The following is a 26,557-nucleotide window of genomic DNA, read 5'->3' on the forward strand; positions in this document are numbered from 1 at the left end:
TCACCGAATCAACTTTTATCAATTCTAAAGGAGTCAGAGACTTTGGTTGAGATTCACCCTTGTTTTTGCAGTTCGTCAAGTTTGGCGAGAACTTCTCGACTGTGAACGATCGGATTCACCCCGGTAAAAGTGGCTTTAAGGATTCCTTGCGGATCGATGATGAACGTGTGCCGAGATGAAACAATGCCCATCCAAGAACCGTAGGCTTTGCTGATTGCGCCAGTGGTGTCGGCGAGAAGCGGAAATTTTAGCCCTTCAGAGTCACAAAATTCTGCGTGAGACTCAACATCATCAGCGCTGATGCCAGCGATTTGGGTATTGCGATCGAGATACTGCGGCATATCTTGCTGAAACTTGCGGGCTTCGATCGTGCAACCCGACGTAAAATCTTTGGGGTAGAAGTAGACGACGAGCCATTTTCCGCGATAGTCTGCCAGCGAGACGTTGCCGTCGCCCGTGTTGGTTGGCAGCACAAATTCTGGAGCGGGTATATCGACGAGAGGTAACTTACCGCCTAAAGCCAGCGCATTGGGTGTAACGGTAAAGGCAGTAAGCAGAGTCAAGCAGCAAACTAATAAAGCTTTAAGCAGGGTTCGGCGAAGCATGAGATAAATTTAAAGACTCTTAATAAAAGTTTACCTTAGTAGTTAACGCTTACCAAATTCTGCTTGAACACTTGATACAACTCAAATATGTTGCGGGGCGATCGTCAAATTTATACCAGTGATGGGTTGAATACGGTTTCAGAAAAAGTAACGATCGCTAATTTACTCTGTCTGATCTGATATAAATTGACCATAAATTGAGCTACCAACGGTGTAGAAGCTGAGGAGTGATTTATGAGTCAGAGTTGGCGTGGATTGGATTGGTTGCCAGGAGTGCTTGCAGGAACCGCAACAGTTGCGATCGTGGTCAGTTATCAACAGGCTGCCTCAGCCTTGACCTTCGCTGAGGTTCGCAAAATCGCAGTTCCCGTTACGGTGATGATTAGCGATCAAACTGGTGGCGGATCTGGAGTCATTGTTGCCAAACAGGGAAACACTTACACAGTTTTAACCAACCGTCACGTAGCTGATAAGGATACCGCTTACCGCATTCAAACTTCTGATAGCGATGTTCATGAGGCAGCCAGAGTAGTTAAGCGCTTTCAGGATGTTGACTTGGCTGTTTTACAGTTCGATAGTGCCAAAAACTATCCAGTTGCCACTTTGGGAAACTCTGGTCTAAGTAGTGTGGGCGATACAGTTTTTTCCTTTGGCTATCCTGGAATTTACGATCGCAAGGCTAATACTTTTGAGCAAAGGTATCGTGATTCTGAAGGCATCGTTCTAGATCTCAATGCACAAAATGGTCAAGGATATCTTATTAAACACCGTGCCGATACTCCACGCGGTATGAGTGGCGGTCCTACGTTTGATGCGAAAGGTCGGTTGATTGCAATCAATGGCTTGGTTGGTACAAGCAGTATCTCTAAAGACATACCGCCTGAAATCGATGAGAAAGGTCAGATTCCTATCTACGAGGGCAAAGTTGAACTTAGAATTTACACTGGTGAGTATTTCTCAATTCCCATCAATACAGCGATCGCCCAGCTAACCAAGGCGGGAATTAATGTTTCAAACCTGAAGATAGACAAAACCCCACCGCCGAATAATAGTGAACGCATAGCTAATCCTAAGAATGCTGGAGATTTCTATCTTCGCGCCAGCATTTCTCGTCAAAAGGGAGATGTTCGCTCCGCGATTAATGATTACAGCAAAGCGATTGAGTTAGACTCGAATTTTATTGATGCTTATTTTAGTAGGGGCGTAGCTTTTGCGGAAGTGGAAGACTGGTCAAAAGCTATTGCTGACTTTGAGGAAATCATTGCTCGCCCTTCAGGTGATCTCAAGATATATGCCTACAGCAACCGAGGGGCAGCCCGTGCTGCATTGGGTGACAGACAGGGTGCGATTGAAGATTACACCCAAGCCATCCGCCTTAACCCCAAAGAAGCTTCTGCCTATTACAACCGAGGGGTAGTACACTCCGACTTGGATGACAAACAGGGTGCGATCGAAGATTACACTCAAGCCATCCGCCTTGACCCCAAAGACGCTTCTGCCTACACCAATCGAGGGGTAGTCCGCGCCGAATTGGGTGACAAACAGGATGCGATCGAAGATTACACCCAAGCCATCCGCCTTGACCCTAAAAACGCTCTTGCCTATTACAACCGAGGTAGAACGCGCTCAGAGTTGGATGACAAACAGGGTGCGATTGAAGATTACACCCAAGCCATCCGCCTTGACCCTAAATACGCTGCTGCTTACAACAACCGAGGGGTAGTGCGCTCTGACTTGGATGATAAACAGGGTGCGATCGAAGATTACACTCAAGCCATCCGCCTTGACCCTAAAGACGCTTCTGCCTACATCAATCGAGGGATATCCCGTGTCAACCTGGGTGACAGACAGGGTGCGATTGAAGATTTTACTCAAGCCATCCGCCTTGACCCCAAATCTGCTTCTGCTTACTACAACCGAGGGAACGTGCGCTCAGAGTTGGATGACGAACACGGTGCGATTGAAGATTTTACTCAAGCAATCCGCCTTGACCCCAAATCTGCTTCTGCTTACCACAACCGAGGGGTATCCCGTGTCAACCTGGGTGACAGACAGGGTGCGATCGAAGATTACACTCAAGCAATCCTCCTTAAGCCTAAATACGCTGCCACCTATTACAACCGAGGGAAAGTGCGTTTCGACTTGGGTGACAAACAGGGTGCGATTGAAGATTACACCCAAGCCATCCGCCTTGACCCTAAAGACGCTGTTACCTATTATCACCGAGGGAAAGTGCGCTTCGACTTGGGTGACAAACAGGGTGCGATCGAAGATTTCGCCCAAGCAGCCCGCCTTGACCCCAAACTTGCTACGGTTTACTACAACCTAGGTAGAGTGCTCTTCAATCAGGGCAACAGACAGGGTGCGATTGAAGCTTACACTCAAGCCATCCGCCTTGACCCTAAATCTGCTACGGCTTACTACCACCGAGGGAAAGTGCGCTCAGAGTTGGGTGACAAACAGGGTGCGATCGAAGATTACACTCAAGCCATCCGCCTTGACCCTAAAGACGCTTCTGCTTACAACAACCGAGGGAAAGTGCGTTCAGAGTTGGGTGACAATCAAGGCGCGCTTGAAGATTATATTCAAGCCATGCACCTTGAAGCCATCGAAAAAATTCAACTGTACTAGCCGAACTGTCTACAGCTATTGTCTTTGTCTTACGATGGACTCAGAAAGCAAAAATCTGGAGGAGGAAACTGCTCTCATGCCTCATCCCAACCTCAGCAGCGAGGAAATCGCTCAACGTGGTGAAGAACTATACCAGAAGCATATTCGTGCTCAAGTCGAAACAACGGAGAATATCGGCAAAATCATTGCGATCAACCTCACCACAGGCAATTACGAGATTGATAAAGACCTGCTTGTGGCTTGTCATCGCTTAAAAGCCAACCAACCCGATGCCGTCACCTGGGTAGAGCGAATCGGCTATGATGCCGTCTATGCGATCGGTGGCACATTAGTTAAGACAGCAGAGTGATCAGCGGGACAGTGGTTGGGCTTCAGGCACGCATGGTCATCATTTTGTATTCTTCCGAACGTGCAGAAGTAGGAGATGCGAAAATAACTATGGCAGAATTGAGGGATGAGCTATCTTACCGACTACCGAACAAAACTTCACCAGTGTTTACGTCTGCCAGATGCTCTCTAACTTTTATCGAAGCGTTGAACTGTTTCGATTTAACGATCGAACTGGTGAAATATACATCTTTGCTGGTGAAGAACTGCAAGTCGTAATTTCTCGTGATGGAAAGTGGAGATTCATATTATGAAGCCAAATTATGACGTGATGAGCAATGCAGAACTGAGAGCCTACTGCCTTGAGCATCGAGAAGATATGAGTGCGCTAGAAGCTTTCTTTGCTCGTCGCAGTCCTGATTCTGAGGCGGTTTGGTTTTCTCCACCTAAAACACTAGAAGAATGGAAGCAGCAAGAAGAAGTGTTTCGAGCAGAGATTGAGAAGCGATCGCAGAAACCTAATTGACCCGAAGAAATCTTAATGGAAAAATTTGATGTGGTAATCGTGGGTGGTGGCCCTGCTGGTGGACAATGTGCCCGCATTTTGGCTCGATCGGGTCGAAAAGTTTTGTTGATCGAACGCTTTAAAGACTTTACTAAAAATAGTTTTTCTAGCGCTGGAACGCCTCTTGAAACATTAGAAAAATTTGATCTACCTGAAAAAGTGGTGGGTAGTTTTTGGAATCAATTAGTGATTGTTACGTCTAATAAACGTGGAGTTTGGCAATCTGAGAAGACTCTAGGAAGTGTTTTAGATTTCACGAGACTACGAGAATTTTTAGCTGAAGAAGTGACTAATCACGGCGGCGAAGTTTGGATGGGATGTCGATATGTTAGTCATTTAACTAACGACAACGAGAGTTTAGTAACGATTAAAAATAATTTAATAGACGAAGAGATTTCAGTTACTACAAAAGTTTTAGTTGACGCGACCGGGCCTAACCGATCGCTGATCCTTCAAAAAGGTGATCCTCAACCTAAATTCACAACTGGAACTGGAGTTGAATATTTGATCGAAGTTGACGATGAATCTTATCAAAAGCGCTCTAAAGCATTAACGTTTTTCTTAGGTCATAAATGGATTCCTAAAGGCTATTCTTGGATCTTTCCAATGGAAGCAAACAAATTAAAAGTGGGGGCAGGAATCGTTCAAGGTGAACATAAAGTAGTCAAAGAAACTGAACCTCTAAAACACTATATCGAACTGATTATTCATGACTATATTAAGCCAGAATTCTACAAAATTACTGATATTCACGGTGCAACTGTTAAATATAGTATGGGATTGAATGATGTCTATAGTCGAGACAATTTAATCGCGATCGGAGACACCGTTTCAACCATCAATTTTTTGGGTGGCGAAGGGATCAGACACGCGATGCTCAGTTCTGAGATTGCTAGTCGATATATTGCAGAGTATTTAGAAGGTCAAAGAAAAGACTTCAACGGCTATCAAGAAGAGATGCACAAAACATTCTTGGCGAAGTGGAAAGTCTCAGAAAAATTGGGTATGAAAAAATATCTAGAAGACACTGATACTTTAATTGATAAAGTCGTATCTTATCTAGAGCCGATGACGCTAGAAGACATTGTAGATGTTCTGTTCTATTACAAATTTGAGAAAGTTTCTAAAGGGTTTTGGCCCTATTTGTTGAGGAAAATTCGCTCGTTTTTTAAGCCTTTTAAGAAGGTTTAAGTCAACGTGAATTCGATGAAGCTTTTCGCTATCCGGGCTGCCCCCTAAATCCCCCAATTTGGGGGACTTCAAGCCAAAATTTCCGGTTCAAAGTCCCCCAGAATTGGGGGATTTAGGGGGCTGAAGCGCTGAAGAACGCAGCGAACTGACGTTAAGTCAAAATCGCACCGCCCATTAAACGCTGATAGCGATATTCAAGTTCGGCTTTCATCGCTGCCCATTTTTCTAGAGTGGGGTCTTTCTCGATCGTTCTCTCTGCCGCATCTCTCGCAAGTTCCAACACTTCTTGATCTTCGACTAAACTTGCCAGCGCAAAATCTGGTAAACCTGATTGTCGAGTTCCCAACACTGCACCTGGGCCTCGAAAGCGCATATCCATTTCTGAGATGAAAAACCCGTCTTGAGATTGCTCTAACACCTTGAGCCGTTGACGAGCCGTTTCGGTTTTAGAACTGCTCATCAGCAGACAAAATGACTGAGCTGCCCCTCGACCGACTCGACCGCGAAGCTGGTGTAGTTGTGACAGCCCAAAGCGATCGGCGTGTTCGATCAGCATGACTGACGCGTTGGGCACATCAACCCCCACTTCGACCACTGTTGTAGACACCAGAATTTGAGTTTGGTTCTCTCGAAATTGAGTGATTGACTCGTCTTTCTCAGCAGAGGTCATTCGCCCATGCAGCAAGCCGACTTTGAATTCGGGAAAGACCTTTTCTTGAAGTTCTTGATGTTCGTCGATCGCAGATTTCAAATCCAATTTTTCTGACTCTTCAACTAAAGGCAAGACCACATAAATCTGGCGACCCTGCGCGACTTCACGACGCATTAGCTCATAGGCTTTTAACCGTTCTCGCCCCACTAGAACGGTGGTTTTAATCGCCTTTCGACCCGGCGGCAGTTCATCAATTTGACTGACATCTAAATCGCCGTGAAGCGTCAACGCCAGCGTTCGAGGAATGGGTGTTGCAGTCATCGTCAACACATGAGGATGCTCACCTTTTTGCTGAAGTTTCGCGCGTTGCTGAACGCCAAAGCGGTGCTGTTCATCAATCACCACTAACCCCAAACGATTGAAGTTCACCGTGTCTTGAATCAGTGCATGAGTTCCGACGAGCAAGGGCAATTCTCCGGTTTCAAGCTGGGCGTGAATTTCGCGACGTTTTGCTGCTTTGGTCGAGCCTGTCAGCAACTCCACAGGCAGATTCAGCAAGTTAAACCAACTGACCAATTTTCGATAGTGCTGTTCTGATAAAACTTCAGTTGGAGCCATTAATGCGCCTTGATAACCCGACTGAATTGCGGCTAGAAGAGCGATCACGGCAACCACGGTTTTTCCTGATCCCACATCGCCCTGAACTAAGCGATTCATTGGGACGGGTTTTTGCAAATCATTCAGAATGTCGTTGACGACTCGATTTTGAGCGTTTGTGAGTTCAAAAGGCAATTGTTTGTAGAAATCATCAATCAGCTTTCCGGTTGGGGCAACTACGGCACTGGCTTGGATTTGCTGCTGATTTTTGCGACGGTTGAGCAAGCCCAGTTGCAGATAGAAAAATTCATCAAACACGAGGCGACGACGGGCAGATTCTAGCGCGTCACTGTCTGGCGGGAAGTGAATTTGAGCAATTGCCTCGGCGATGCCAATCAAGCCATATTCGTCACGCAAGCCTTTGGGAAGCGCTTCTTGAAGTTGCTCGATCGCTCCCAGCGCCGTGATCATCGTCCGTCGAACTAATTCTGCGCCAACACCCTCTGTTAGGGCATAAATGGGTACAATTCGCCCTACCGTAAACGAATCGATCGCATCATCAGCCTGACCTAAAATCTCTAAATCAGGCGCGTCTAAGGTCATCCCAAACTTGGTTTCTTTGACCAATCCTGATGCTGCGATCGTTGCCCCGACGGGATATTGACGCTTCTGTTGTTCTTGCCAACCGCGATTGCTGTAGCGGGTTCCGGCAAAAAAGCGGCTGATTTTCATCTGTCCGGTCGAGTCGCGAATCACGAGTTCGACGATCGTCAACTTACTATTGCGTGGGCTGGTAAAGCAACTACAGCTTTTGATGGTGCCGATCAGGGTCACGGTTTCACCCGCTTGTAGCTCTCTAATCGTCACCTGACGAGCATAGTCAAGGTGATCGCGTGGATAGTAATAGAGCATATCTCGCACAGTGAGCAGCCCTAATTTTGCCAGCTTCTCACCGCTTTTGGTGCCAACTCCGGGGAGATAGGTGAGGGCTTGATCGAGCGAGATGCTGCGGTTGGATTCGACGATCGGACTCGTGCGAGGAGCAGCAACCACTTTTTTAGCGGCAGGCTGGACTGAGGGTTCTATCGATTTTTTTGCTGTGTCATCGGCTGCCTTTTTGACCTGGTAGAGGAACCGTCGCGTCTCTGCAACCAAATGCTGACGCTGAGAAAATGTCAGATCACCATATTTGGCAAACTGCGAGGCGATTTCTTGACAGCGTTCTCGATCGGGGCTAGGCAATGCCGCATCCGGTTGACTGAAATTGAGATGCAAAAATTCGCCGAAGTGGTATTGATTTCCCTCCAGGTTATTAAATCCATGCTCTGCCTCAACCGACAAAGCTTTTTGCAATCTCACCAGATCCATCATTAAAAGAGCAGACCTCATGCATGAATAAAATTCTCGATATAAGCTCTCTCAGATTTCGCTCCGTTCAGGTCGGTTTGTGCCCCCTAAATCCCCCATTCTGGGGAACTTTGAGAAGACTTGCGGTTTCAAAGTCCCCCAGAATGGGGGATTTAGGGGGCGTTTCCGAATTCGTGCAGGAGGTCTAGTGAGGGATTAAAAATAGAGTCTATGGACTATTTTTAACCATTTATTGAACCATTTGCTTCGATGAAGTCTAGCAAAATTTGTTGATGAGTTGCGCCCATCGGTCGAACTTGGTTAGCTCGATCGGAGAAACATTCTCCTCGCACAATATCATCTCGCGAAAGCAATCCCAGATCCCACCCTTCCATTAAAACAAGCTTCTCCAGCCCAACCGTCAGCGGTGCGTGGAAGACGTGACGAATCACTTTTTCATCGGCGTAGTCCTTGAATCTAGTCACACTCGGCATCGTGTAGCCAATTTCTTCAATCAATTCTCGCACAACGGCGACTTCTGAGCTTTCTCCTGGCTCAATGTGTCCCCCAAAAAAGCCCCAACAACCTGGATGGACAATGCGGGGATCGTTGTCTCTAAGCTGCATCAAAAATCGGTTCTCTCGATAGAGAATGGCGATCGCCACCTGAATCCGATCGTCGCTCCCATTATCCATGCGATTCATCCCGGCACACTACACTTTATTGGCTGAAACGGGTTCGGTGGCTCCTTCTTGCTCAATATAAACTGACCCTCGATCCTGACCATTCAATAGAATACTCTGATAGCGGACTTTTCCGGTGACTTTTACCTCAGTTCCGGGGGCGAGGGGCGCACTTTTTGCCACCACCCAAACTTTGCCCGTTGCGTCTTGAAGCTCATAGGCACTCAGACCTGCTAGCGGCGCTTGAGCACCAACTTTGCCCTGTAAGTGAACTGTAAAATTTGTTTTCTGCTTTTGCAAATCGCTGATTTTGGTGGTGCTAAGGTCTAGGGTCGAAAGCATCGCTTCAGGACGAAGCTGCGTCTCATCAGCCTGTAAAATCGGACGACTACAGCCCAATAACCCAACCAAAAGAGACAGCCCAAACCCGCGTGTGAGAATTGAGAAGTGCGATCGCATGGCTCACCTAACTGCTTTAAAGAACGTCTGCTTCACCATTAGAGTTTGATTTAGCCGCGTTGAAGGACTAGCCGAAAGGCATTACAAGGTAGACTGAATTTGCGAAACTAGGACAAGTTTGTTGATGTGCTAACACACATCTCCCTATTTTTGCTCAACGATCGTACTCTTCCCTGAACTAAAAGATACCCGAAGTATTCAGAATTTTGGATTCGGTCTTTTAACTCAAAATTTATCGCTCACCTTTATGACAGCCCAACTTCTCGACGGCAAAGCTCTGGCTCAACGAATGCAGGCAGAGTTAGCCCAACAAGTCAAAGTTTTGCAAGCAAATCACAAGCGTCCGCCAGGTCTAGCAGTTCTGATGGTGGGCGACAATCCAGCGAGTGCTGCCTATGTGCGAAATAAAGAACGGGCTTGCACGATCGTCGGGATCGCTTCTTATGGCAAACATTTTCCAGCCGATGCGACTCAAGCCGAGTTAGAACAGACTATCCACGAACTCAACCAAGACGATCGGGTAGACGGCATTTTAGTCCAGTTACCCCTCCCCGCTCATCTCGATTCTGTAGCGCTGCTCAATCAAATCGATCCCGATAAAGATGCAGATGGGTTACACCCCTATAATCTTGGGCGTTTGGTGCGCGGCGAACCCGGCTTGCGAAGCTGCACGCCTGCGGGTGTGATGCGGCTTTTAGAAGAATATCAAATTGATCTCAGCGGCAAACAAGCCGTGGTCATCGGTCGGAGTCTTTTGGTCGGCAAACCGATCGCGCTTTTGCTGCTCGAAGCAGACGCGACGGTGACGATCGCGCACTCTCGATCTCACGATTTGGGGGCGATCGCTCGCAGTGCCGACATTTTAATTGCAGCCGTGGGTCGCCAAGGGCTAATCACGCCTGAGATGGTTAAACCGGGCGCTGTTGTCGTCGATGTCGGCATTAATCGCATCACCGACGCAACGGGCAAAAGTCGATTAGTGGGAGACGTTGACTTTGAGGCAGTCCAACCCGTTGCCGGATATTTAACCCCAGTTCCAGGCGGAGTTGGCGCGATGACTGTGACCATGCTGTTGCACAATACAATATGGAGCTATTCTCAAAAGTTTGCGGGGTCAGTCAGATTGAATTCTGGAACCTGAAACCCAGAGAAGATGTTAGGAGGGAACCTATGTTAGTGACAGATGAAACACAATTTTCAAAACGAGCCTCTCAATTTGACTTATGCGCTTATCTATCGACTCGGCAAGAACAGGTAGAAGCTGCCCTCGATCGCTCCCTCCCGGTGATCTACCCTGAGCAGATTTATGAGGCGATGCGCTATTCGCTGCTGGCAGGTGGCAAGCGGTTGCGTCCGATTCTTTGTCTAGCAACGTGTGAATTGATGGGCGGCACGATCGAGATGGCCATGCCAACTGCCTGTGCGCTTGAAATGATTCACACCATGTCGCTGATTCACGACGATCTCCCCGCGATGGATAATGACGACTATCGGCGGGGCAAGCTGACCAATCACAAAGTTTTTAACGAAGCCGTCGCGATTTTAGCCGGAGATGGCTTGCTGGCATACGCCTTTGAACACATTGTTGAAGAAACTCAAAACGTTCCGCCCGATCGCTTGATGAAGGTGATTGCCCGTCTCGGTCGCGCAGTGGGTGCGGCTGGGCTGGTCGGTGGGCAGGTCGTCGATCTGCACTGTGAAGGCGCGTGTGATGTGAAAATTGAAACGTTAAACTTTATTCATGCTCACAAAACGGCTGCCTTACTCGAAGCGTCGGTCGTGAGTGGCGGCATTATTGCAGGCGCATCAGACGCAGACGTGCAGCGATTGTCTCAATATTCTCAAGCGATCGGGCTGGCTTTTCAAATTGTCGATGATGTGTTAGACATCACCTCGACTCAAGAAGAGTTGGGCAAATCGGTCGGAAAAGATTTGCGCGCTCAAAAAGTCACCTATCCTAGCTTTTGGGGCATTGAAGAGTCAAAACGCCAAGCCCAACAATTGATCGAGCAAGCCAAATCAGAAGTCGCAGGATATGGCGATCGCGCCTTGCCTCTGATGGCGATCGCCGACTTCATCACCGCCCGCACTCACTAAAAAACGCGTCACGCTTTAAACCATGCAGGACTTTGGCGATTTATTGAATAACAGAGTGCTGCTAGTTGCGATTTTTGCTTGTTTATTGACTCAAGCAACTAAGCTCATTGTTGAACTGATTAAAAATCACAAGTTAAATTTTCGCGTTGTTGTCGAAAGCGGTGGCATGCCGAGTTCTCACTCTGCGCTAGTGACCGCGCTGGCGGCTGGCGTGGGACAAACTTCAGGATGGGCCAGCAGTGAGTTTGCGATCGCCACGATCGTCGCCATTGTTGTAATGTATGACGCAGCAGGCGTTCGTCAAGCTGCCGGAAAGCAAGCTCGAATTTTGAATCAAATCATTGATGAGTTCTTCCAGGGAGAGCATCAATTTGCTGAAGATCGTCTCAAAGAACTACTAGGACATACGCCCGTTCAAGTCATTGTTGGGTCGATTTTAGGCATCGCTATCTCATTTGGCGCAGAATTTGTATTTGGTCAGTAGGGCGCGGTCAAGGGTTGACGAACGGGTTCTTCGCAGCGTAGTTGTTCGCTTGCCCGTGATGCTGGGCACTTCAATCAGGTGCCCTTTGATGTCCGATGAACTGTTCGCTATCTCCACGAGCCTCTACGCAGCTTGAAAAACTTTCGGCTCTGGCAGAGACTTGCCTTCATCCTGAAACATCTCAATCAGTGACTCAATCACTTCTTGACCGTGCGTTACCGCCTCCTGATAGGTTTTGCCATCGGTGCAAGGTTGCTTCACCACATCGGCAAAATCGGGCAGTATCACCACAAAGCATTGATCAACCTCAGACCACTGAATCACCATGCCATACTGTGCGCTCATTCGTTTCCCTCCTGCGGTTTCTCTAGCTCTGATAAGGCATCTTTGACCTGTTGCTCCAAATAGTCTGGGCTATCGTCGCCATCCTTTCGGGCAATAACAATGCGCCCATCCCAATCGGGGTGAAACCAAACCGTGTGGCTCCCTTTTGCCTGTCTGTAGTCAAACCCAGCTCGTCTCAGAATTTTCTTGAGTTCTCTAATCTTTCTGGGCATCGTTGCTCACTATCATTTACCCTCCTTACATTTTGATATTGAATCGATCGCCTATCGTTCTCCGACCGCAGATGGAGAAATCTGGACGCTAGACTTCAGCAGAGTGACGCGGCGACTGTCTACGACCATGACAGAGAAACCGCGATCGCTCAAACTCTGCAACATAGAATTTGCTGCCTTTTGATCAGGGGTATGTACGGCTAACAGATAAGGACGCTGCCCGTATGACACTAATCCCACGTCTTTTTTAAGGGCCTGCTGTAGCTGAGTGGCTAACTCTGGCTTGTTAAAATAGCTCACCAAAACTGCGTAGCCTGCGCCGAGCGGCTGAGGATTATATTTCGAGGAATTAGAAGGATTTGTGACCCCTGCTGAGGGGGGATTCGCAATTCTAGCAGGACTTTGAGACGCATTTCCGATCGCAGGTCGTGCCACAAACGCTTGCAGTCCCACAGTTTCAGTCAGATATTGCGCCCAAGAACTGGCAGTTTCTACGGTGTTAAACCCACTGACGCGAGTCACCACATCATCTAAATAGCGACAAACTGTGGTGCTGGCGCTGGTGGGCAACACTTTGCGTAACTTGTCTTGAACGTCTGGCGTTTTGCTCACCACCAACAGCAAATATTCGCCAGAGTTGGGGGGCTGACACTGCGGATTGGCTTGGGCGATCGCTCCCGATGGGAACTGCAAAGCAAGCGCGTGTGGAATCGCCACCAACAGCCCGACGATCGCGGGGAGTGCCTTCAATCTAAGCCAATCAGAGCGCACGATCGTCGGGTACATAGATTTTTTAGCTGCGAAAAACTAGGTCGGATCAGGAAGTTCGTCAATTATCACGAAACGGCAGCCAGAGAAGCCAACGGCTGAGGAATCGTTTCTGAAACCTGGAACTCACCTGTGATCACATATTCTAGCCTCAGCTTTAGCCAGGTAATAAATTGTTTATTGGTTGACACGATCGCCGCCGCAGGTTGAGGACATTGGACTTTGATCGCCGCTAATTCCGGCGCTTCGAGAAATGCAGGCTGTTTGACGAGCCAGAAATCGATTTCTTTTTCGTTTTCCTGATAGTTGCGAGTCCGTTCTTTAAAAATTTCGTCGATCGGTTCGTCTTCGGTCAGAAATTTCTGGCTGGCTAAAACGTAGTAATAAGTCGTCATCACACTTTCCCTTGAATCACTTGTTTCATTTCTCGGACGGCACGTTCTAACCCCACTAAGGCAGCCCGGCTGATGATTGTATGTCCAATATTCAATTCTTCCATGCCTGTGAGACATGCGATCGGATAAGCGTTCCAATAAGTAAGTCCGTGTCCGGCGTTGACCCGCAGCCTAGAGGCGATCGCGTGTTCACATCCTTCTGCTAAGATTTGCAACTCTTTGGCGCGGCTGTCTTCGGTGTGAGCCTCGGCATACTGTCCGGTGTGCAGTTCGATAAATTTAGCACCCGTTGCAGCAGAGGCATCGATTTGATGACGATCGGCATCAATAAACAAACTAACCGGAATCTGTGCGTCCTGAAGTTGACTGACCACAAATTTCATGCGGTCTAGCTGTCCGGCGATATCTAAGCCGCCTTCGGTGGTGACTTCTTCGCGCTTTTCGGGCACGAGCGTCACATAATCGGGTTTGATGGTGAGGGCGATCGCCACCATTTCATCAGTCGCTGCCATTTCTAGATTTAAATGCGATCGCACGGTTTGCCGCAATAGTTGCACATCGCGATCTTGAATGTGTCGCCGATCTTCGCGCAGATGAACGGTGATGCCATCGGCCCCGGCAAGTTCTGCTAAGACAGCCGCCGCGACGGGATCAGGTTCTACCGTGCGTCGGGCTTGCCGAATGGTGGCAATATGGTCGATGTTGACTCCGAGTGTAGGCAAGACGGTTGTTCTCCGAAGCTTTCGACCCTGATTTTAACGTGTCTAAGGGGTTGTGATGTTGCTGAAGTCGCCCTCTCCCCAAGGAGAGGGAACAAGATTGTTAGCTCCCCTCTCCTGCGGCTACCGTGTATGCACAAAGTGATTTAAGTTCAGATTGCTGGGGGTTTGCCCCCTAAATCCCCCATTCTGGGGGACTTTGACCCAAAACGTTCAGTTTCAAAGTCCCCCAATTTTGGGGGATTTAGGGGGCAAAAGCCGCTCTTAACGAAGCGAAAGGACTCATGCATACACCGTAGCTCCTGCGGGAGAGGGCTAGGGTGAGGACAGATCTGGCAGTTCACAAATCAGCGGTCAACGATAAAATCCTGATGGTGACTTTGTAAAAAATTAAGTATGTATATTAGCCTGATTGCAGATTATGGAACGGGCGATCCTGCCTTTTCAGAAGTGACTCAACGCCTGTCGATCGGCATTCCTCAAGCGCAAATCAATCTGCTCTCAGTTCCCCCATTTAGCACGTTGGCAACGGGCTTTTGGATCGCGCAACTGGGTTTGAATCCGGGTCCGGCAGAGCGATTGATTTATCACAACTGCGCCCCGCGTCAAGACGACCCCGAAGCCCGACAAAACAACGAAGGTGAAGGATTAACTTACGCGCTGTTAAACAACGGCGTAAAAGTGGTTGGCGTAAATGCTGGATTCACACTTTCGTTTATTAAGCATCACGCTCAGTTACAAGTTGTGAATGTTTCGAGAGGCGGCTCGCAGTTTCGATCGCGTGATGTTTTCCCCCCGGCTGCGGCTGCGATCGCGAATGGAGATCTCAGCTTGCTAGGCGAGGCCCTCAACCCAGAGCAAATTTTGGATGTGCCTAACGATCGGGTTGCCTGGGTCGATGGCTATGGCAACATCAAAACCACAATTCCGGCTCACACACTGAAGTTAGAGCCAGAAGCCAAGGTCGTGATTCGGATTGGCGATGTGGTGAGCGATGCGATTTACTCGGATGGGAGTTTTCGCGTTCCTGAAGGCACTTTGGCGTTTGCTCCCGGCAGTTCTGGCTGGTCGGCTGAAGCTGGCGAGATTCGCTGGATGGAGTTGTTTTTGCGCGGTGGCAGTGCTTGGGAACGGTTTGGTAAACCTCGCGTGAATCAAAAGGTCGCGCAGATTGGTTAATTTAACGTGAATTCGATGAAGCTTTTCGCTGCGGTTGCAAATCCGGGTTGCCCCCTAAATCCCCCAAAATTGGGGGACTTTGAACCTGAATTTTGGGCTTGAAGTCCCCCAGAATTAGGGGATTTAGGGGGCTGAAGCGCTGAAGAACGAAGCGAAAGAACTCATCGAGCTGACGTTAGTTTAGGATCGTGAATTAAATAAAGCCAGAATCCGGTAGCATGGCACTGCCGTGCCCATTGGCGTTGCAAGTAACCGATACTATTTAATCCACAATCCTTAATAGATTGATAAACGCTAGTAGCAATGAGCGGCAATGAGGAATCGAACGCGGTGAAAAAACTTTTGAGACAAGTCCGAAATCAATTCAAACACGCTTGGCAACCTGGATTTTTAGCAGCGCTGGTGACGATCGCTCTCATTGTTTCAAATTGCAGCAGCCCTAATAATCCGGGTGGGACGGCTCAATCAGGTGTATTGATCTACGGCTCTGGGGGACAGCCTGTCAATCTAGAATCGGGCAATATCACAGACGGAAACTCGATCGTCGTTCACAATCAAATTTACAACCGCCTGATCGAATTCAAGCCGGGAACCACAGAATTACAGCCCGGTTTGGCGACTGCGTGGACGGCTTCACCCGATGGCAAAATCTGGACATTTAAATTACGTCAAGGCGTTAAGTTTCATGATGGAACTGAATTTGATGCGGAAGCTGTCAAGTTTAACGTCGATCGCTGGTGGGATAAAAACAATCCCTTTGGCTATCGCAACGCGGGCAAGACTTACGAGATTTGGGAACAGATTTTTGGTGGTTCTAAAGGTGAACCTAATTCACTGCTTCAGAATTTGGTTGTGACTGATAAATTCACGATTCAGTTTGTTTTGAAGCAGCCGTTTGCGGCATTTCCCAGCACGATCGCGTCCGGTTATTTTGGCATCGCCAGCCCGACCGCGATTAAAAAATCTGCTGCAAGTTATGGAAAGCCAGCCGCCGGAGCCGTGGGAACCGGAGCGTTTATGTTTAAAGAATGGCGATCGGGCGATCGTATCGTTCTCGAAAAGAATCCTAATTACTGGAAGGCTGGATTTCCCAAAAGCAATCAACTGGTGATGCGGTTTATCACCGATCCAGCAGCAAGACTAGCGCAGCTTCGGGCCGGACAGCTTGATTTCACAGTGGATCTTGCCCCCGACCAAAAAGCAGAAATCGATCGAGACACTAATCTCACAGCCATCTTTCGTCCTTCATTTAATGTTGGCTATCTGGCACTTAATCCTACTTATAAACCCTTGTCGGATGTGCGAGTTCGGCAAGCGATCGCCCATGCGATTAATCGACCCGCGATCGTCAAAGCCTTTTGGGGAGACTTGGCAGAAAGCACGCCTCACTTCATCCCGTCTACGCTCTCTTGGGCGCAGTCTCCTGACTTAAAAGATTACGATTACAACCCGCAAAAAGCTAAAGAACTGCTGACTCAGGCAGGCTACCCCAACGGCTTTGCGATGGACTTGTGGTATATGCCCGTTTCTCGTCCCTACTTTCCGACTCCGAAGCCGATCGCAGAAGCCTTTGCCGCAGATTTAAACGCTGTCGGCATTCGCGTCTCCCTCAAAACAAAAGACTGGACGGCTTATATCGCCGATCGCATCAAACCTCCCGGCTATCAATCTTTTATGATGGGCTGGACGGGTGACTATGGCGACCCAGACACGTTTTACTATCCTCACTTTGGGGCAGGTGGCACTAAAGATATTGGTAGCTGGAAGAACGATCGGGTTTTGCAATTGCTTGATCAGGCCAGACTTACCGCAGACCAATCGGCGCGTTCAAAACTCTATGCCGAAGTCGATCAGATTTTGCATCGAGAAGTCGTGCGATTGCCGATCGCGCATTCTAAACCCTTACTCGTTTCTCGTAGGACGATCGACGGTTGGCTACCCAGCCCTCTAGGAACGGAACCCTTTGAAGCCATCTCTAAAAAATAAACAAAAACCCCTGAGAGGATATCTCTTCTCAGGGGTCAAACGAATCCCAATTTTGGAAACAATTGCGATTGATCGTTCGAGCTGACGGGGCACAGCATGCCATGCCCCTACGCAGATCTGTCACATTCGCAAATCAAATGGGTATGGGAACTTAGGCTCGTGCCGCAGCAGGTTGAGCTAATGCCTCTTTAAGCACTGCCACCTTATCGATTTGCTCCCAGGGAAGCTCAAGATCGGTGCGGCCGAAGTGACCATAAGCTGCCACGTCTTGATAAAAGCGACCGCCACGCTCTCCGGGCAAGCCTCTCAGGTTGAACTCCTGAATAATGCCCGCCGGACGCAACTCGAAGTGCTGATTGACCAACTCCAGAAGCTGACTATCGGCAACCTTGCCCGTGCCAAAGGTTTCGATCATGATGCTCACCGGGCGAGCTACCCCGATCGCATAGCTTAACTGCACTTCGCACTTATCGGCTAACCCAGCAGCGACAATATTCTTCGCCACATAGCGACACGCATAAGCCGCACTGCGATCGACCTTTGTGGGGTCTTTGCCAGAAAATGCGCCGCCCCCGTGCCGCGAATAACCGCCGTAGGTGTCTACGATGATCTTACGCCCTGTCAAACCAGAGTCACCTTGAGGCCCGCCGATCACAAATTTGCCCGTGGGGTTAACCAAAAAGCGGGTGTTTGCATCAGGCTTGATCTCGACATCTTCAAACGTTGGCTCAACGACCAGCGCCCAAAGGTCTTCTTTGATTCTTGCCAAAATCGCAGCATCATCGGTGATGTCTCCGATCGTGGCGGTGTGCTGGGTCGAAATCAAAATCGTGTCGATGCCAACCGGACGATCGTTCTCATAAAGAACGGTGACTTGGGTCTTGCCATCAGGACGCAAATAAGACAGTTGACCCGTCTTGCGGACGATTGCTAGCTTGCGCGAGATGCGGTGAGCCAGACTGATCGGTAAAGGCATTAACTCAGGCGTTTCATTGCAGGCAAAGCCAAACATGATTCCTTGATCGCCTGCCCCGATCGCATCGAGCGCTTCTTGACTCGATTCTTCACGAGATTCGTGGGCCGTGTTGACCCCTTGAGCAATGTCAGGTGATTGCTCGTCGATCGCAATCAGCACCGCGCAACTGTTGGCAGAAAAGCCATTTTCAGCGCCCGTATACCCGATTTCGGCGATCTTTTGGCGCGCTAAATCGATGAAGTTAACTTGTGCTTTGGAGGTAATCTCACCTGTAATGAGAACCAACCCAGTGTTGACAACTACTTCAGCAGCCACGCGGCTTTTGGGATCTTGTGCTAATAAGGCATCGAGAATTGTGTCGGAGATTTGATCACAAATCTTGTCGGGATGCCCTTCTGTAACCGACTCTGATGTAAAAAAATATCGTCGTGACAAGGAATTCTCCTCTTAACTAGATAAGGGTTAGAGACAGTCTAAATTGCTGGAGGGATTATATCACCCAGCCTCAGTTGGATAATGGGCGATCGCACACCCCCAAGCACTGGCTGCTTAGAGATCAGTCTAAGTTGAGCCTGACAGAAGTTTTGAGATCTGTTGTGGCATCCTAGCAATTACACGGAGAAAAGCGCGCGCTCCAATTGTCAAGCTTCATTAACTCTTTGAATTCAATCAGTTTATTTTTGCAGAACTTTAAGAACGATTGACAAGGTTTGCGATCGCAGATCTTGTAAAAATTAAAACTCGTTGGCACATCTCTTCCGACCAAGCAACTTACCCCTTTAAATAGATATAAACAGATCAACCATGAACACTCAACCCATTACCCTTCAACTTCCCATCGGACTTTTAGCGCAGGCACAGGCGATCGCAGGCAGCCCCGAAGATCTGCAAAACTTTCTGATTCAAGCGATCGAACACGAGATTGAGCGATGCCAATCTGCCCCAAGGATGGGATTTTGGGAAGGTGTTGAACGACTCCGCGCCGAAATGCAAGCAGAAGGCATTGAGATCGACCCTGATGAGATTTGGGGCGACGTGCGCGATCGTTCCCCCGGACGAGACATTAACCTATGAGCATTTATCTGATTGATACCAACATTCTGTCTGAACCTATTTTCCCGATTTTGCCCTACGGCGCTGAAGCTGCAAAATGGCACGCCATTGAACGTGCTCGACTTGTAGCAATGGGTCAAACTCCAGCTTTTCAAGATGGACAAATTGCCGCGATTGCCCACGTCAACAATTTGATTCTTGTTACCAATAACGTTTCTGACTTTGCCAACTTTCAAGCCCTACAGATAGAAAACTGGTTTGCATCATGACTTTCACCATTCTTATCTCAAGTTAGAAGTGGGAAAAAGTGTCCGATCGGGCCTTGACCCTGACCAATGTTGAGAGCATTGCAAAGCGCACTAGTGACATAATCTTTAGCGAGGCACGTTGCAGAGAAGAGATCGTGACCCAGCGTCAGATTTGCAGCGATCGCGGCTGACAAGGTGCAACCTGTCCCGTGAGTGTTTTGAGTATCGACCTGCTCGGTGGTTAGCGTTTTTAACTGTTTGCCATCAAACCAGACATCAACGCCTCTCAAGTCGCCCTTCATGCCGCCGCCTTTGACTAAGACAGCCTTGGCTCCGAGCTGATAAATGCGCTGTGCTGCTGCTTGCATAGCTTCTAGCGTATCAATTTCTAAACCACTTAAAATCTGTGCCTCGTAGCGATTGGGCGTTAACACTGCCGCTTGGGGAATTAACTGCGATCGCAGCGTCGCGATCGCGTCATCGTCAATCAGTTGCGCTCCTGTGCGAGACACCATCACGGGGTCAACCACCAGATTTGGAATGTTCAGCCGTTTGATCTGTTCGGCAACGGCGGCGATAATCTCTTGGTTAAGCAGCATTCCAGTTTTTGCCGCCTGCACACCGATGTCTTGCACGACTGCCTGCATTTGAGCCACCACCGCCTCGGCAGGTAGCGCATCGACGCGAGTTACGCCCAGCGTGTTTTGCGCGGTGATACAAGTCAAAGCGCTCGTTCCATGAACTCGATGAAAAGCAAAGGTACGTAAATCTGCCTGAATTCCGGCTCCGCCACCGCTATCTGAGCCAGCGATCGTCAACGCAACCGGGACGGAGGCAGGGTTAAAGGTCATACACCGCAGATTGAGGGTTTGATTACTATCCTAATCGGTGCTGCAAGCGTGAAAAGGAGATCGGGTTAGGTGAGATAAAATCGACTGTTCACCACTTAAGCCGATACTGATTTAACCTGACAAGTCTCTACTTTATACACTTCTTCGCCAGCATAATAGAGAGAAATATAGCGCGCACCCAACATTAATCGAGTCGAGTTGAGGAGCCGATCGGAATCAGCAATCATCCGATCGACCAGCCAAGGTTCGGGGCAGTGAACTCGTAGCGTGTCGTTGCAGTCTAGCTTGATTAAGCAGAGACCCAGCGTTTTTGAAAACAGTTGGCGCAGACGCTGAATTCGATATTTCTCTAAAAGACGCAGATCTTGGCGAGTTAGCTGAGGAGACATGAGAGCAACCCAGAAAGTGATGTACAGATTAAATCGGATTCAAGATCGAATCTACACGGTGAAATTGGGGATATTCTACTGGCTTGTTAATCTTCAATACCCGTAGTTTCATTGAATCCTCATTATGCAGCTCAACCGAGATGGGTTGACCTACCTAAAGAGGTGTTTAATGGCACGATCGATTAAAGAAATTCTTCACTTAATTCTTCCTGCGCGCTCAAAAGTTCATATCTCACGAGAGATGCCTCAAGACATAGTTTCCTGGTAGCTATAAATACTTAGATAGATTTTTATAGATCCGCCTGCCACTCAAACTAAGCGGCGTATATGGTAGAGTCTCGATTCGTTTAGATTTTAAGGGTTGGCTCTTTTAAAGCGTAAGGCTGAAAGCTTCTCTCTGAGAAGTATCAATAGGCTTTGAGGGTTGCGCCTCGGTAAAACGGATCTATATAAAAAGTCTGGATTTTGAGCAGAAACCAGACTCACAAATGCGACATCGGTTGAGAGAATATTTGAGAATGAGTGATTTTAAAGAGCTAAGAGTGCAGCGTTTAGCATGGCTAGAAGGAATTCGTATTTTTGCAGCCATAATGCTGTTGCTTTATCACTCTCAGCTACTTTTTACGAAGTATATCTACACGCCTCAGCCGACTGGGTTATTGAGCAATGGGCATCAAATTTTAAGTGCCGCAAGTCAGCTTGGGTCAGGAGCTTTTACCCAAATCTCTAGTGTTCTGATCTGGTTTGGCTTTCAGTTTGTAGATGTTTTTGTCTTGATTAGCGGCTTCAGCTTAGTGTTATCACTGAAGGGAAAACCCTTAGAAGTCAAAAGCTTTCTCAGACGACGATCGCTGCGAATTCTCTTACCGTTTTGGACGGTGGCATGGTTAGCGTATCCGGTGCTGTGGGCGATCGGTAAAATTACTAACAGCTATGCACCCGATGCTTGGCACACCTTCGGAGGGCTGACCTTTCCGCTTTTGTTTGACTATGGGGGAAGTGTGCTCATGCCCACGAGCGGGCCGTGGTGGTTTGTTCCACTCATTCTCAGCTTTGCGTTTATCTTCCCATTGTTGTGGAATCTTCTACAGCGTTGGGGCGCGCGCAACTCGTTGATTGTTAGCATCTTAATCACTCTAATCTACCGAGCATTTGCAGTTTATGTCTTTGGTGGACATCCCACTTATGTTGTTTTCAATACTCCTACCGATTGGCAACCCTTTCTTCCGTTCATCGCAAAACTGAGTACTTTTGTGTTAGGAATGGTGGTTGCACAATCTTACCTACAGCGTAAAGGTGCAATTTACTGGAAGCCTTCTAAAGCTTTATTAGTCGGAATCCCCATCTACAGTCTTGGATTCATCGGTCAGTTTTATCGGTTTGGCTGGATCTTTGCTGACTTCTTCGTCGCGATCGGACTTTCACTCTGCTGCATGGTGATCTTTCGCGCCCTTGCTGAAAGGTTTCGACTTCAATCGATCATGGTTTGGTTAGGGCTTCATAGCTACAGTTATTTTTTAATTCATAACTTTGTCATTGATCGAACGATTAATCTTGCCGTCGGCGATCAGCTTGCATTATATTATCAAGCGCTTCCTGTTATGGTAATCGGGACGTTGCTTTTAGCGGTTTTAGCAGATTCAACCACTCCCTGGTTGCAACGAGCAGCCGTCAGCTTGGGGCGATCGCTAGATGCGATTTTGGTGTTCACGTCTCAACAGCAGACTTGCCTGTTTAAAGTCGGCGATCGGGTCTGCTATCACGGCAGTCAGGGTTGGAATATTATCAAGGTCGAGCAGGTGGTTCATGATCAGACATTTTATCTTTGTCGAATTTCTGACGGACACAAAACGCTTTGGGTCAACGAAAATGATCTTAAGCCAGATCTCGATCGATCTAAACAAGCCAAAATTCGTTACTCATAGATCCCTACTTTCGATGTAGATTGGGCAATTCACTGTCCAGCTTTTTTCTGAAAGCTTGAGACGCAAACCCGATCGCTGGAGGATAAATCTGATGCTCTTGAAGATGAATCCGATTTTGCAGCGTTTCAACCGTGTCATCGGGCAACACAGGCACCGCTGCTTGCATGATGATGGTGCCGCTATCGACTTCAGGCACGACGAGATGCACCGTGCAGCCCGTAATTTTCACCCCTGCTTCTAACGCTTGCTCGACAGCTCGATTTCCTTTGAAGCTAGGCAGCAAACTGGGGTGAATATTCAAAATCCGATTTTCAAAGGCGCAAATCAATATAGGGGTGACGATTCGCATCCAACCCGCCATAATTACCCACTCAACCCCTGCTTGTTGGAGGGCTTGCACGATCGCGCGATCGAGGTCTTCTCGATTCTCAAACTCGCGATGATTAAACAGGGCTGAAGGAACGCCCCACCGCGCCGTTCGCTCGACCACTTTTGCCCCCGGATTGTTGTAGATCAGCAGTTCAACCTGGGCATTGAGTTGACGATCGGCGATCGCCTGAGCAATCGCCTCAAAATTGCTGCCACTGCCCGATGCCATCACTCCTAGCTTGACGGGTGGTTGAGGATCAGCGATCGGGGTCGGACTGGGAGAAATCAAGCTAGAAACTTCCGCAATTGCTGGACTATTGCTCATGGATGTTGGGTTAAGAAAAATCAGAAAACTAATTCATACTAGCAGTGAGTCTTGCCGCTCTAATCAGAAGTTCGATCGCTAGGTTATCTATAGCAATCCTGAGTGAATTGGCGCATGGGCATCTTGCCCGTACAGCCTAGAGTCCTGTCCCACGAGAGGGCTGGGGAATCGTTAAACCTGTTTTGTCAATTTCCGTTCACAATATAGTCTCAAAGTGAAGAAGTTTTGAGAATGCAAGAAAAACGAATTCAATTTGTTTCTGATCATCTAGTTGATCAGATTGTTCAAGGTCGCAAAACAGCAAGCTGCGTGTGGCTAAATCAACTCGACGATGAAGATGATTACAATCACGCATTGGTGGTTGGTGAGTACTACAGTGTTTACAAACTAGATAGAACGCCAGCATGCAAAATACGAATCGTTTGCTTAGAGTTATGTACGTGGGATAACATACCAGAAAGACTTTGGCGGGGTGAAACTGATATGTCGGCGGAAGAATTCCGAAGCGATCACCTTGAATATTTTAATAATCCCACTGATGAGTTTGAGTTTGTAGCTTACTACTTTAAACTTGTTGAATCAAATCAAGTAAGGATCGTAAATTAACGTCAGCTCGACGAGTTTTTTCGCTGCGCTGTCAGCAGCTTCTGCCCCCTCAATCCCCCAATTTGGGGTAGGGTCAATTCAACTGTAAGCCTGATTAACTCGTTCACGGCTGAGCAGCCGTTAAACGGAAGTTCAATTAAATCGGTATAAGGAGTTGCCAAAAAGCTAGAAGAGCCGATCAGAAGTTAACCCCAAAAAAACTGGGCAGTTTTGCAACCGCCCAGCTTCTCAACTAACTCAAGGACTCAGGCTTAAACGCCAACCGTCTTCTTAGTCACTGCGGTCAGTTCGCCCTTCGCATACTTCGCAGCATAGTCTTCAAGACTCACTTGCTTGATCTTGCTAGCATTACCTGCTGCACTAAACTGCTGGTAGCGATCGCTACAAACTTTCTGCATGTACTTGATCGAAGGCTTGAGGAAGAAGCGGGGATCAAACTCTTTAGGGTTAGAGAACAGCGCTTCACGAACGGCTGCGGTAATCGCTAAACGGCAGTCAGTGTCGATGTTGATTTTACGAACACCGCTCTTGATGCCCTTTTGAATCTCTTCGACAGGCACTCCATAGGTTTCAGGAATCGCCCCCCCATTTTTGTTGATCAGCGCGATCAAATCTTCAGGAACGGAAGACGACCCGTGCATCACTAAGTGAGTGTTGGGCAAACGACGGTGAATTTCTTCGATGCGGCTGATCGCCAACACTTCGCCCGTCGGTTTGCGAGTGAACTTATAAGCTCCGTGGCTGGTGCCGATCGCCACTGCCAAAGCGTCAACCTGGGTTTGCTCAACAAACTCAACGGCTTCGTCAGGGTCGGTTAGAAGCTGATCGTGGGAGAGGGCACCCTCAAAACCGTGACCGTCTTCTGCTTCGCCTTTGCCCGTTTCGAGTGAGCCGAGGCAACCGAGTTCACCTTCGACACTGACCCCGATCGCGTGAGCGACTTTCACGACTTCGCGGGTGGTATTGACGTTATATTCAAAACTTGCAGGAGTCTTGGCATCAGCTTCGAGCGAGCCGTCCATCATGACGCTACTGAAGTTGTTTTTCATCGCTGAATAGCAGGTTGAAGGCGCGTTGCCGTGATCTTGGTGCATCACGATCGGAATTTCGGGATAGGTCTCGATCGCCGCCAAGATCAAGTGACGCAAAAAGTTTTCGCCCGCATAGTTACGCGCACCGCGAGAAGCTTGCAAAATCACGGGGCTATCCGTTTCATGGGCAGCCTTCATGATTGCCTGGATCTGCTCCATGTTATTGACGTTGTAAGCCGGGATGCCATAACCGTGTTCAGCCGCGTGGTCAAGCAGCAGCCGCAAAGGTACAAGCGCCATAGATAGTCCTCCTGGGTGGTTGGGGTCAGCGAGTGGATGTTAAACAAATTAATTGTTACGACAATCTTAAGACAATTTCACGCCCAAAGTTAGTCGAATTTGTCGATTAAATCAACTAGATAGGTAGAAATACTATTAATTTTACTTATGAATGGTGAGATGAACCCAAAATCAATCCGAGGTTTTCGTAGTTTGAGATCCATCGTCGGAGGTCAATCTGCGTCTGAATGGGGTTGGAGACTCGGCTGATTTAGATGCTTGACTCGATCGCTGAACTTGGTGAACTGCTCGATCCAACCCGACTATTTGGCCTACAGCGAGGGAACGAGATTGCTCAACGGTTCTCAGGATGTCTTTCGCCAGAAAAGATTGCGGCGTTGCTGAACGGTGATATGAATTGCCCCCCCAGCCCCCCAAGTTTGAGGGGAACCGGAATCTTAAAGTCCCCCAAACTTGGGAGATTTAGGGGGCGAAAGGATTCAGCCTCGATAGACAGATTCATACTTCGATTCAGCAACGCCAAGATTGCCAATCACGTCACCGATGGGTTAGTCGAAACGTTTGGCGCTGCCTTTGCGAGAATCTGGCTTTTTTAGCGGGTCTGACTGTGTGCGATGGTGATCAAGATGCGCTACTGCTAACAGATGACCCAGCTCAGATCCACGCAAAACGAGTGTTGTGGATTCAGCAAGGCCCTCAGGCATTGCCCAAAGGAGTCAAGGCTAACTCCTAAGAAACACACTCCGGGAGAGCAGGTTTAGCAACGAGGTCAAATCCAAGCGCCATCGCCTTTTTCTTGAGGTTTTTGACCATTCGTTCCTGATACTGCTGCTCGTAAGTTTCCATGCCCGGATCGACAAACGCACCACCTGAAGTCCACAGGTGATAGAAGATGCGAGCGAGTTTGTGAGCCGTTGCTGTAATCGCTTTGGGTGCGCCGAGTTTCGCTTGCATCCGCCGGTAAAATGCGCCCAAGGCAGAATGCGACCGCACCAGGGTTTGCGCTGCCATCCGCAGCGCCGTTGCAACTCGATTGGCGACTTGGCGAGTCTGCGAACTTTTGCGCTTGCCGCCCGTGATGCGACTGCCGGGACACAGCCCTAACCAAGAGGCAAAATGCTTAGCCGAGGGAAATTTTGACGGGTCTAGTCCCAACTCGGACAACTGAGGTGGAACCCAAAAACTGGACAGGTGAATAAGCTCTAAACTTCCCACCCATGATAGGAATGGTTATGAGCAAAA

29 protein-coding genes are annotated in these 26,557 nt (G+C 48.4%); 14 read left to right on the forward strand and 15 right to left on the reverse strand.

Going from position 1 to position 26,557, the window contains the following annotated elements; genetic code table 11:
• Positions 1–53: 53 nt before the first annotated feature.
• Positions 54–605: a peroxiredoxin gene (locus C7B65_RS16860; RefSeq protein WP_073073539.1), complete on the reverse strand. Its 552-nt coding sequence runs from the start codon at positions 603–605 to the stop codon at positions 54–56.
• A 234-nt stretch (positions 606–839) separates the two neighbouring features.
• Between C7B65_RS16860 and C7B65_RS16865 the strand changes: the two genes are divergently transcribed.
• From C7B65_RS16865 to C7B65_RS16885, 5 genes are all read left to right on the forward strand, one after another.
• Entirely contained in the window at positions 840–3,236 is a 2,397-nt protein-coding gene (locus tag C7B65_RS16865; RefSeq protein ID WP_106254073.1) for a serine protease, read from the forward strand.
• A gap of 76 nt (positions 3,237–3,312) precedes the next feature.
• Complete coding sequence (locus C7B65_RS16870) at positions 3,313–3,585, forward strand: hypothetical protein (RefSeq protein WP_073073604.1); 273 nt, start codon at positions 3,313–3,315, stop codon at positions 3,583–3,585.
• A gap of 112 nt (positions 3,586–3,697) precedes the next feature.
• The gene (locus tag C7B65_RS29645; protein WP_073073542.1) at positions 3,698–3,877 is read left to right on the forward strand and encodes a DUF6888 family protein; all 180 of its coding nucleotides are present in this window, start codon (positions 3,698–3,700) and stop codon (positions 3,875–3,877) included.
• Positions 3,874–4,089, forward strand: coding sequence for a DUF6887 family protein (locus C7B65_RS16880; protein ID WP_073073543.1), 216 nt, complete (start codon positions 3,874–3,876; stop codon positions 4,087–4,089). The genes C7B65_RS29645 and C7B65_RS16880 overlap by 4 nt, the downstream gene beginning before the upstream one ends.
• A gap of 15 nt (positions 4,090–4,104) precedes the next feature.
• Positions 4,105–5,319, forward strand: a complete 1,215-nt coding sequence (locus C7B65_RS16885; protein ID WP_073073545.1) for an NAD(P)/FAD-dependent oxidoreductase — start codon at positions 4,105–4,107, stop codon at positions 5,317–5,319.
• Between the two features lie 151 nt (positions 5,320–5,470).
• On the opposite strand, the gene recG is transcribed toward C7B65_RS16885, so the two are convergent.
• From recG to C7B65_RS16900, 3 genes are all read right to left on the reverse strand, one after another.
• Positions 5,471–7,957, reverse strand: a complete 2,487-nt coding sequence (recG, locus tag C7B65_RS16890; RefSeq protein ID WP_244913226.1) for an ATP-dependent DNA helicase RecG — start codon at positions 7,955–7,957, stop codon at positions 5,471–5,473.
• 200 nt (positions 7,958–8,157) lie between these two features.
• Positions 8,158–8,610, reverse strand: coding sequence for an NUDIX hydrolase (locus C7B65_RS16895; RefSeq protein ID WP_073073606.1), 453 nt, complete (start codon positions 8,608–8,610; stop codon positions 8,158–8,160).
• 18 nt (positions 8,611–8,628) lie between these two features.
• The gene (locus C7B65_RS16900; RefSeq protein WP_073073548.1) at positions 8,629–9,057 is read right to left on the reverse strand and encodes a hypothetical protein; all 429 of its coding nucleotides are present in this window, start codon (positions 9,055–9,057) and stop codon (positions 8,629–8,631) included.
• A gap of 247 nt (positions 9,058–9,304) precedes the next feature.
• Here C7B65_RS16900 and folD point away from each other — a divergent pair, with 247 nt between their 5' ends.
• From folD to C7B65_RS16915, 3 genes are read left to right on the forward strand one after another with little or no spacing between them, the layout of a single operon-like run.
• Positions 9,305–10,198, forward strand: a complete 894-nt coding sequence (gene folD, locus C7B65_RS16905; protein ID WP_073073550.1) for a bifunctional methylenetetrahydrofolate dehydrogenase/methenyltetrahydrofolate cyclohydrolase FolD — start codon at positions 9,305–9,307, stop codon at positions 10,196–10,198.
• A gap of 29 nt (positions 10,199–10,227) precedes the next feature.
• Positions 10,228–11,154, forward strand: a complete 927-nt coding sequence (gene crtE, locus C7B65_RS16910; RefSeq protein ID WP_073073551.1) for a geranylgeranyl diphosphate synthase CrtE — start codon at positions 10,228–10,230, stop codon at positions 11,152–11,154.
• 22 nt (positions 11,155–11,176) lie between these two features.
• Complete coding sequence (locus tag C7B65_RS16915; RefSeq protein ID WP_073073554.1) at positions 11,177–11,638, forward strand: divergent PAP2 family protein; 462 nt, start codon at positions 11,177–11,179, stop codon at positions 11,636–11,638.
• Positions 11,639–11,761: 123 nt separating this feature from the next.
• Here the strand turns inward: C7B65_RS16915 and C7B65_RS16920 are convergent, their stop codons facing one another.
• Genes C7B65_RS16920 through C7B65_RS16940 form a run of 5 tightly spaced genes read right to left on the reverse strand, consistent with a single transcriptional unit; the run spans position 11,762 to position 14,080 of the window.
• On the reverse strand, positions 11,762–11,983 hold the full coding sequence (locus C7B65_RS16920; RefSeq protein ID WP_073073556.1) for a type II toxin-antitoxin system HicB family antitoxin: 222 nt from the start codon (positions 11,981–11,983) through the stop codon (positions 11,762–11,764).
• Complete coding sequence (locus C7B65_RS16925) at positions 11,980–12,195, reverse strand: type II toxin-antitoxin system HicA family toxin (protein ID WP_073073558.1); 216 nt, start codon at positions 12,193–12,195, stop codon at positions 11,980–11,982. Before C7B65_RS16925 ends, C7B65_RS16920 begins: the two co-directional genes overlap by 4 nt.
• Before the next feature lie 51 nt (positions 12,196–12,246).
• Positions 12,247–12,981, reverse strand: coding sequence for a hypothetical protein (locus C7B65_RS16930; protein ID WP_073073560.1), 735 nt, complete (start codon positions 12,979–12,981; stop codon positions 12,247–12,249).
• Positions 12,982–13,031: 50 nt separating this feature from the next.
• Positions 13,032–13,358 (reverse strand): MgPME-cyclase complex family protein, encoded by a 327-nt coding sequence (locus C7B65_RS16935; protein ID WP_073073562.1) that lies wholly within the window; start codon positions 13,356–13,358, stop codon positions 13,032–13,034.
• Complete coding sequence (locus C7B65_RS16940; RefSeq protein WP_073073565.1) at positions 13,358–14,080, reverse strand: pyridoxine 5'-phosphate synthase; 723 nt, start codon at positions 14,078–14,080, stop codon at positions 13,358–13,360. Before C7B65_RS16940 ends, C7B65_RS16935 begins: the two co-directional genes overlap by 1 nt.
• Before the next feature lie 393 nt (positions 14,081–14,473).
• On the opposite strand from C7B65_RS16940, the gene C7B65_RS16945 reads away from it, so the two are divergent.
• A complete protein-coding gene (locus C7B65_RS16945) occupies positions 14,474–15,256 on the forward strand; it encodes an SAM hydrolase/SAM-dependent halogenase family protein (protein ID WP_073073567.1) in 783 nt (260 codons plus the stop codon).
• Between the two features lie 303 nt (positions 15,257–15,559).
• Entirely contained in the window at positions 15,560–17,242 is a 1,683-nt protein-coding gene (locus C7B65_RS16950; RefSeq protein WP_083583044.1) for an ABC transporter substrate-binding protein, read from the forward strand.
• A gap of 151 nt (positions 17,243–17,393) precedes the next feature.
• Here the strand turns inward: C7B65_RS16950 and metK are convergent, their stop codons facing one another.
• A complete protein-coding gene (gene metK, locus C7B65_RS16955; RefSeq protein WP_073073569.1) occupies positions 17,394–18,653 on the reverse strand; it encodes a methionine adenosyltransferase in 1,260 nt (419 codons plus the stop codon).
• Between the two features lie 369 nt (positions 18,654–19,022).
• Here metK and C7B65_RS16960 point away from each other — a divergent pair, with 369 nt between their 5' ends.
• Positions 19,023–19,292 carry a hypothetical protein gene (locus C7B65_RS16960; RefSeq protein WP_073073571.1) on the forward strand — a complete coding sequence of 90 codons (270 nt, stop codon included), beginning with the start codon at positions 19,023–19,025 and terminating at the stop codon, positions 19,290–19,292.
• Entirely contained in the window at positions 19,289–19,540 is a 252-nt protein-coding gene (locus C7B65_RS16965) for a PIN domain-containing protein (RefSeq protein ID WP_073073575.1), read from the forward strand. The genes C7B65_RS16960 and C7B65_RS16965 overlap by 4 nt, the downstream gene beginning before the upstream one ends.
• Positions 19,541–19,557: 17 nt before the next feature.
• Here the strand turns inward: C7B65_RS16965 and thiD are convergent, their stop codons facing one another.
• Both thiD and C7B65_RS16975 read right to left on the reverse strand, forming a co-directional pair.
• Positions 19,558–20,370 carry a bifunctional hydroxymethylpyrimidine kinase/phosphomethylpyrimidine kinase gene (thiD, locus tag C7B65_RS16970; protein WP_073073577.1) on the reverse strand — a complete coding sequence of 271 codons (813 nt, stop codon included), beginning with the start codon at positions 20,368–20,370 and terminating at the stop codon, positions 19,558–19,560.
• A gap of 95 nt (positions 20,371–20,465) precedes the next feature.
• Positions 20,466–20,759 carry a hypothetical protein gene (locus tag C7B65_RS16975; protein ID WP_073073579.1) on the reverse strand — a complete coding sequence of 98 codons (294 nt, stop codon included), beginning with the start codon at positions 20,757–20,759 and terminating at the stop codon, positions 20,466–20,468.
• Positions 20,760–21,277: 518 nt separating this feature from the next.
• Between C7B65_RS16975 and C7B65_RS16980 the strand changes: the two genes are divergently transcribed.
• Positions 21,278–22,684, forward strand: a complete 1,407-nt coding sequence (locus C7B65_RS16980; RefSeq protein ID WP_073073580.1) for an acyltransferase family protein — start codon at positions 21,278–21,280, stop codon at positions 22,682–22,684.
• A gap of 4 nt (positions 22,685–22,688) precedes the next feature.
• Here C7B65_RS16980 and purN read toward each other — a convergent pair whose 3' ends face one another.
• Positions 22,689–23,378, reverse strand: coding sequence for a phosphoribosylglycinamide formyltransferase (gene purN / locus C7B65_RS16985; protein WP_073073582.1), 690 nt, complete (start codon positions 23,376–23,378; stop codon positions 22,689–22,691).
• 231 nt (positions 23,379–23,609) lie between these two features.
• Between purN and C7B65_RS16990 the strand changes: the two genes are divergently transcribed.
• Positions 23,610–23,984, forward strand: a complete 375-nt coding sequence (locus C7B65_RS16990; protein ID WP_073073584.1) for an ASCH domain-containing protein — start codon at positions 23,610–23,612, stop codon at positions 23,982–23,984.
• 251 nt (positions 23,985–24,235) lie between these two features.
• Here the strand turns inward: C7B65_RS16990 and fba are convergent, their stop codons facing one another.
• Positions 24,236–25,315 (reverse strand): class II fructose-bisphosphate aldolase, encoded by a 1,080-nt coding sequence (gene fba, locus C7B65_RS16995; protein WP_073073585.1) that lies wholly within the window; start codon positions 25,313–25,315, stop codon positions 24,236–24,238.
• 729 nt (positions 25,316–26,044) lie between these two features.
• Positions 26,045–26,530 (reverse strand): transposase, encoded by a 486-nt coding sequence (locus C7B65_RS17005; RefSeq protein ID WP_219898622.1) that lies wholly within the window; start codon positions 26,528–26,530, stop codon positions 26,045–26,047.
• Positions 26,531–26,557 lie beyond the last annotated feature (27 nt).

Origin of the sequence: Phormidesmis priestleyi ULC007 (assembly GCF_003003695.1) — a bacterium.
Taxonomy (GTDB): Bacteria; Cyanobacteriota; Cyanobacteriia; order Leptolyngbyales; family Leptolyngbyaceae; genus Phormidesmis_A; species Phormidesmis_A priestleyi_A.

What these genes read in the sequence shown, in the direction of transcription:
- C7B65_RS16860 (WP_073073539.1), bottom strand. Translation starts at nt 605, where the DNA reads ATGCTTCGCCGAACCCTGCTTAAAGCTTTATTAGTTTGCTGCTTGACT.
- C7B65_RS16865 (WP_106254073.1), top strand. Translation starts at nt 840, where the DNA reads ATGAGTCAGAGTTGGCGTGGATTGGATTGGTTGCCAGGAGTGCTTGCA.
- C7B65_RS16870 (WP_073073604.1), top strand. Translation starts at nt 3,313, where the DNA reads ATGCCTCATCCCAACCTCAGCAGCGAGGAAATCGCTCAACGTGGTGAA.
- C7B65_RS16880 (WP_073073543.1), top strand. Translation starts at nt 3,874, where the DNA reads ATGAAGCCAAATTATGACGTGATGAGCAATGCAGAACTGAGAGCCTAC.
- C7B65_RS16885 (WP_073073545.1), top strand. Translation starts at nt 4,105, where the DNA reads ATGGAAAAATTTGATGTGGTAATCGTGGGTGGTGGCCCTGCTGGTGGA.
- recG (WP_244913226.1), bottom strand. Translation starts at nt 7,957, where the DNA reads ATGAGGTCTGCTCTTTTAATGATGGATCTGGTGAGATTGCAAAAAGCT.
- C7B65_RS16895 (WP_073073606.1), bottom strand. Translation starts at nt 8,610, where the DNA reads ATGGATAATGGGAGCGACGATCGGATTCAGGTGGCGATCGCCATTCTC.
- C7B65_RS16900 (WP_073073548.1), bottom strand. Translation starts at nt 9,057, where the DNA reads ATGCGATCGCACTTCTCAATTCTCACACGCGGGTTTGGGCTGTCTCTT.
- folD (WP_073073550.1), top strand. Translation starts at nt 9,305, where the DNA reads ATGACAGCCCAACTTCTCGACGGCAAAGCTCTGGCTCAACGAATGCAG.
- crtE (WP_073073551.1), top strand. Translation starts at nt 10,228, where the DNA reads ATGTTAGTGACAGATGAAACACAATTTTCAAAACGAGCCTCTCAATTT.
- C7B65_RS16915 (WP_073073554.1), top strand. Translation starts at nt 11,177, where the DNA reads ATGCAGGACTTTGGCGATTTATTGAATAACAGAGTGCTGCTAGTTGCG.
- C7B65_RS16920 (WP_073073556.1), bottom strand. Translation starts at nt 11,983, where the DNA reads ATGAGCGCACAGTATGGCATGGTGATTCAGTGGTCTGAGGTTGATCAA.
- C7B65_RS16925 (WP_073073558.1), bottom strand. Translation starts at nt 12,195, where the DNA reads ATGCCCAGAAAGATTAGAGAACTCAAGAAAATTCTGAGACGAGCTGGG.
- C7B65_RS16930 (WP_073073560.1), bottom strand. Translation starts at nt 12,981, where the DNA reads ATGTACCCGACGATCGTGCGCTCTGATTGGCTTAGATTGAAGGCACTC.
- C7B65_RS16935 (WP_073073562.1), bottom strand. Translation starts at nt 13,358, where the DNA reads ATGACGACTTATTACTACGTTTTAGCCAGCCAGAAATTTCTGACCGAA.
- C7B65_RS16945 (WP_073073567.1), top strand. Translation starts at nt 14,474, where the DNA reads ATGTATATTAGCCTGATTGCAGATTATGGAACGGGCGATCCTGCCTTT.
- C7B65_RS16950 (WP_083583044.1), top strand. Translation starts at nt 15,560, where the DNA reads ATGAGCGGCAATGAGGAATCGAACGCGGTGAAAAAACTTTTGAGACAA.
- C7B65_RS16960 (WP_073073571.1), top strand. Translation starts at nt 19,023, where the DNA reads ATGAACACTCAACCCATTACCCTTCAACTTCCCATCGGACTTTTAGCG.
- C7B65_RS16965 (WP_073073575.1), top strand. Translation starts at nt 19,289, where the DNA reads ATGAGCATTTATCTGATTGATACCAACATTCTGTCTGAACCTATTTTC.
- thiD (WP_073073577.1), bottom strand. Translation starts at nt 20,370, where the DNA reads ATGACCTTTAACCCTGCCTCCGTCCCGGTTGCGTTGACGATCGCTGGC.
- C7B65_RS16975 (WP_073073579.1), bottom strand. Translation starts at nt 20,759, where the DNA reads ATGTCTCCTCAGCTAACTCGCCAAGATCTGCGTCTTTTAGAGAAATAT.
- C7B65_RS16980 (WP_073073580.1), top strand. Translation starts at nt 21,278, where the DNA reads ATGAGTGATTTTAAAGAGCTAAGAGTGCAGCGTTTAGCATGGCTAGAA.
- purN (WP_073073582.1), bottom strand. Translation starts at nt 23,378, where the DNA reads ATGAGCAATAGTCCAGCAATTGCGGAAGTTTCTAGCTTGATTTCTCCC.
- C7B65_RS16990 (WP_073073584.1), top strand. Translation starts at nt 23,610, where the DNA reads ATGCAAGAAAAACGAATTCAATTTGTTTCTGATCATCTAGTTGATCAG.
- fba (WP_073073585.1), bottom strand. Translation starts at nt 25,315, where the DNA reads ATGGCGCTTGTACCTTTGCGGCTGCTGCTTGACCACGCGGCTGAACAC.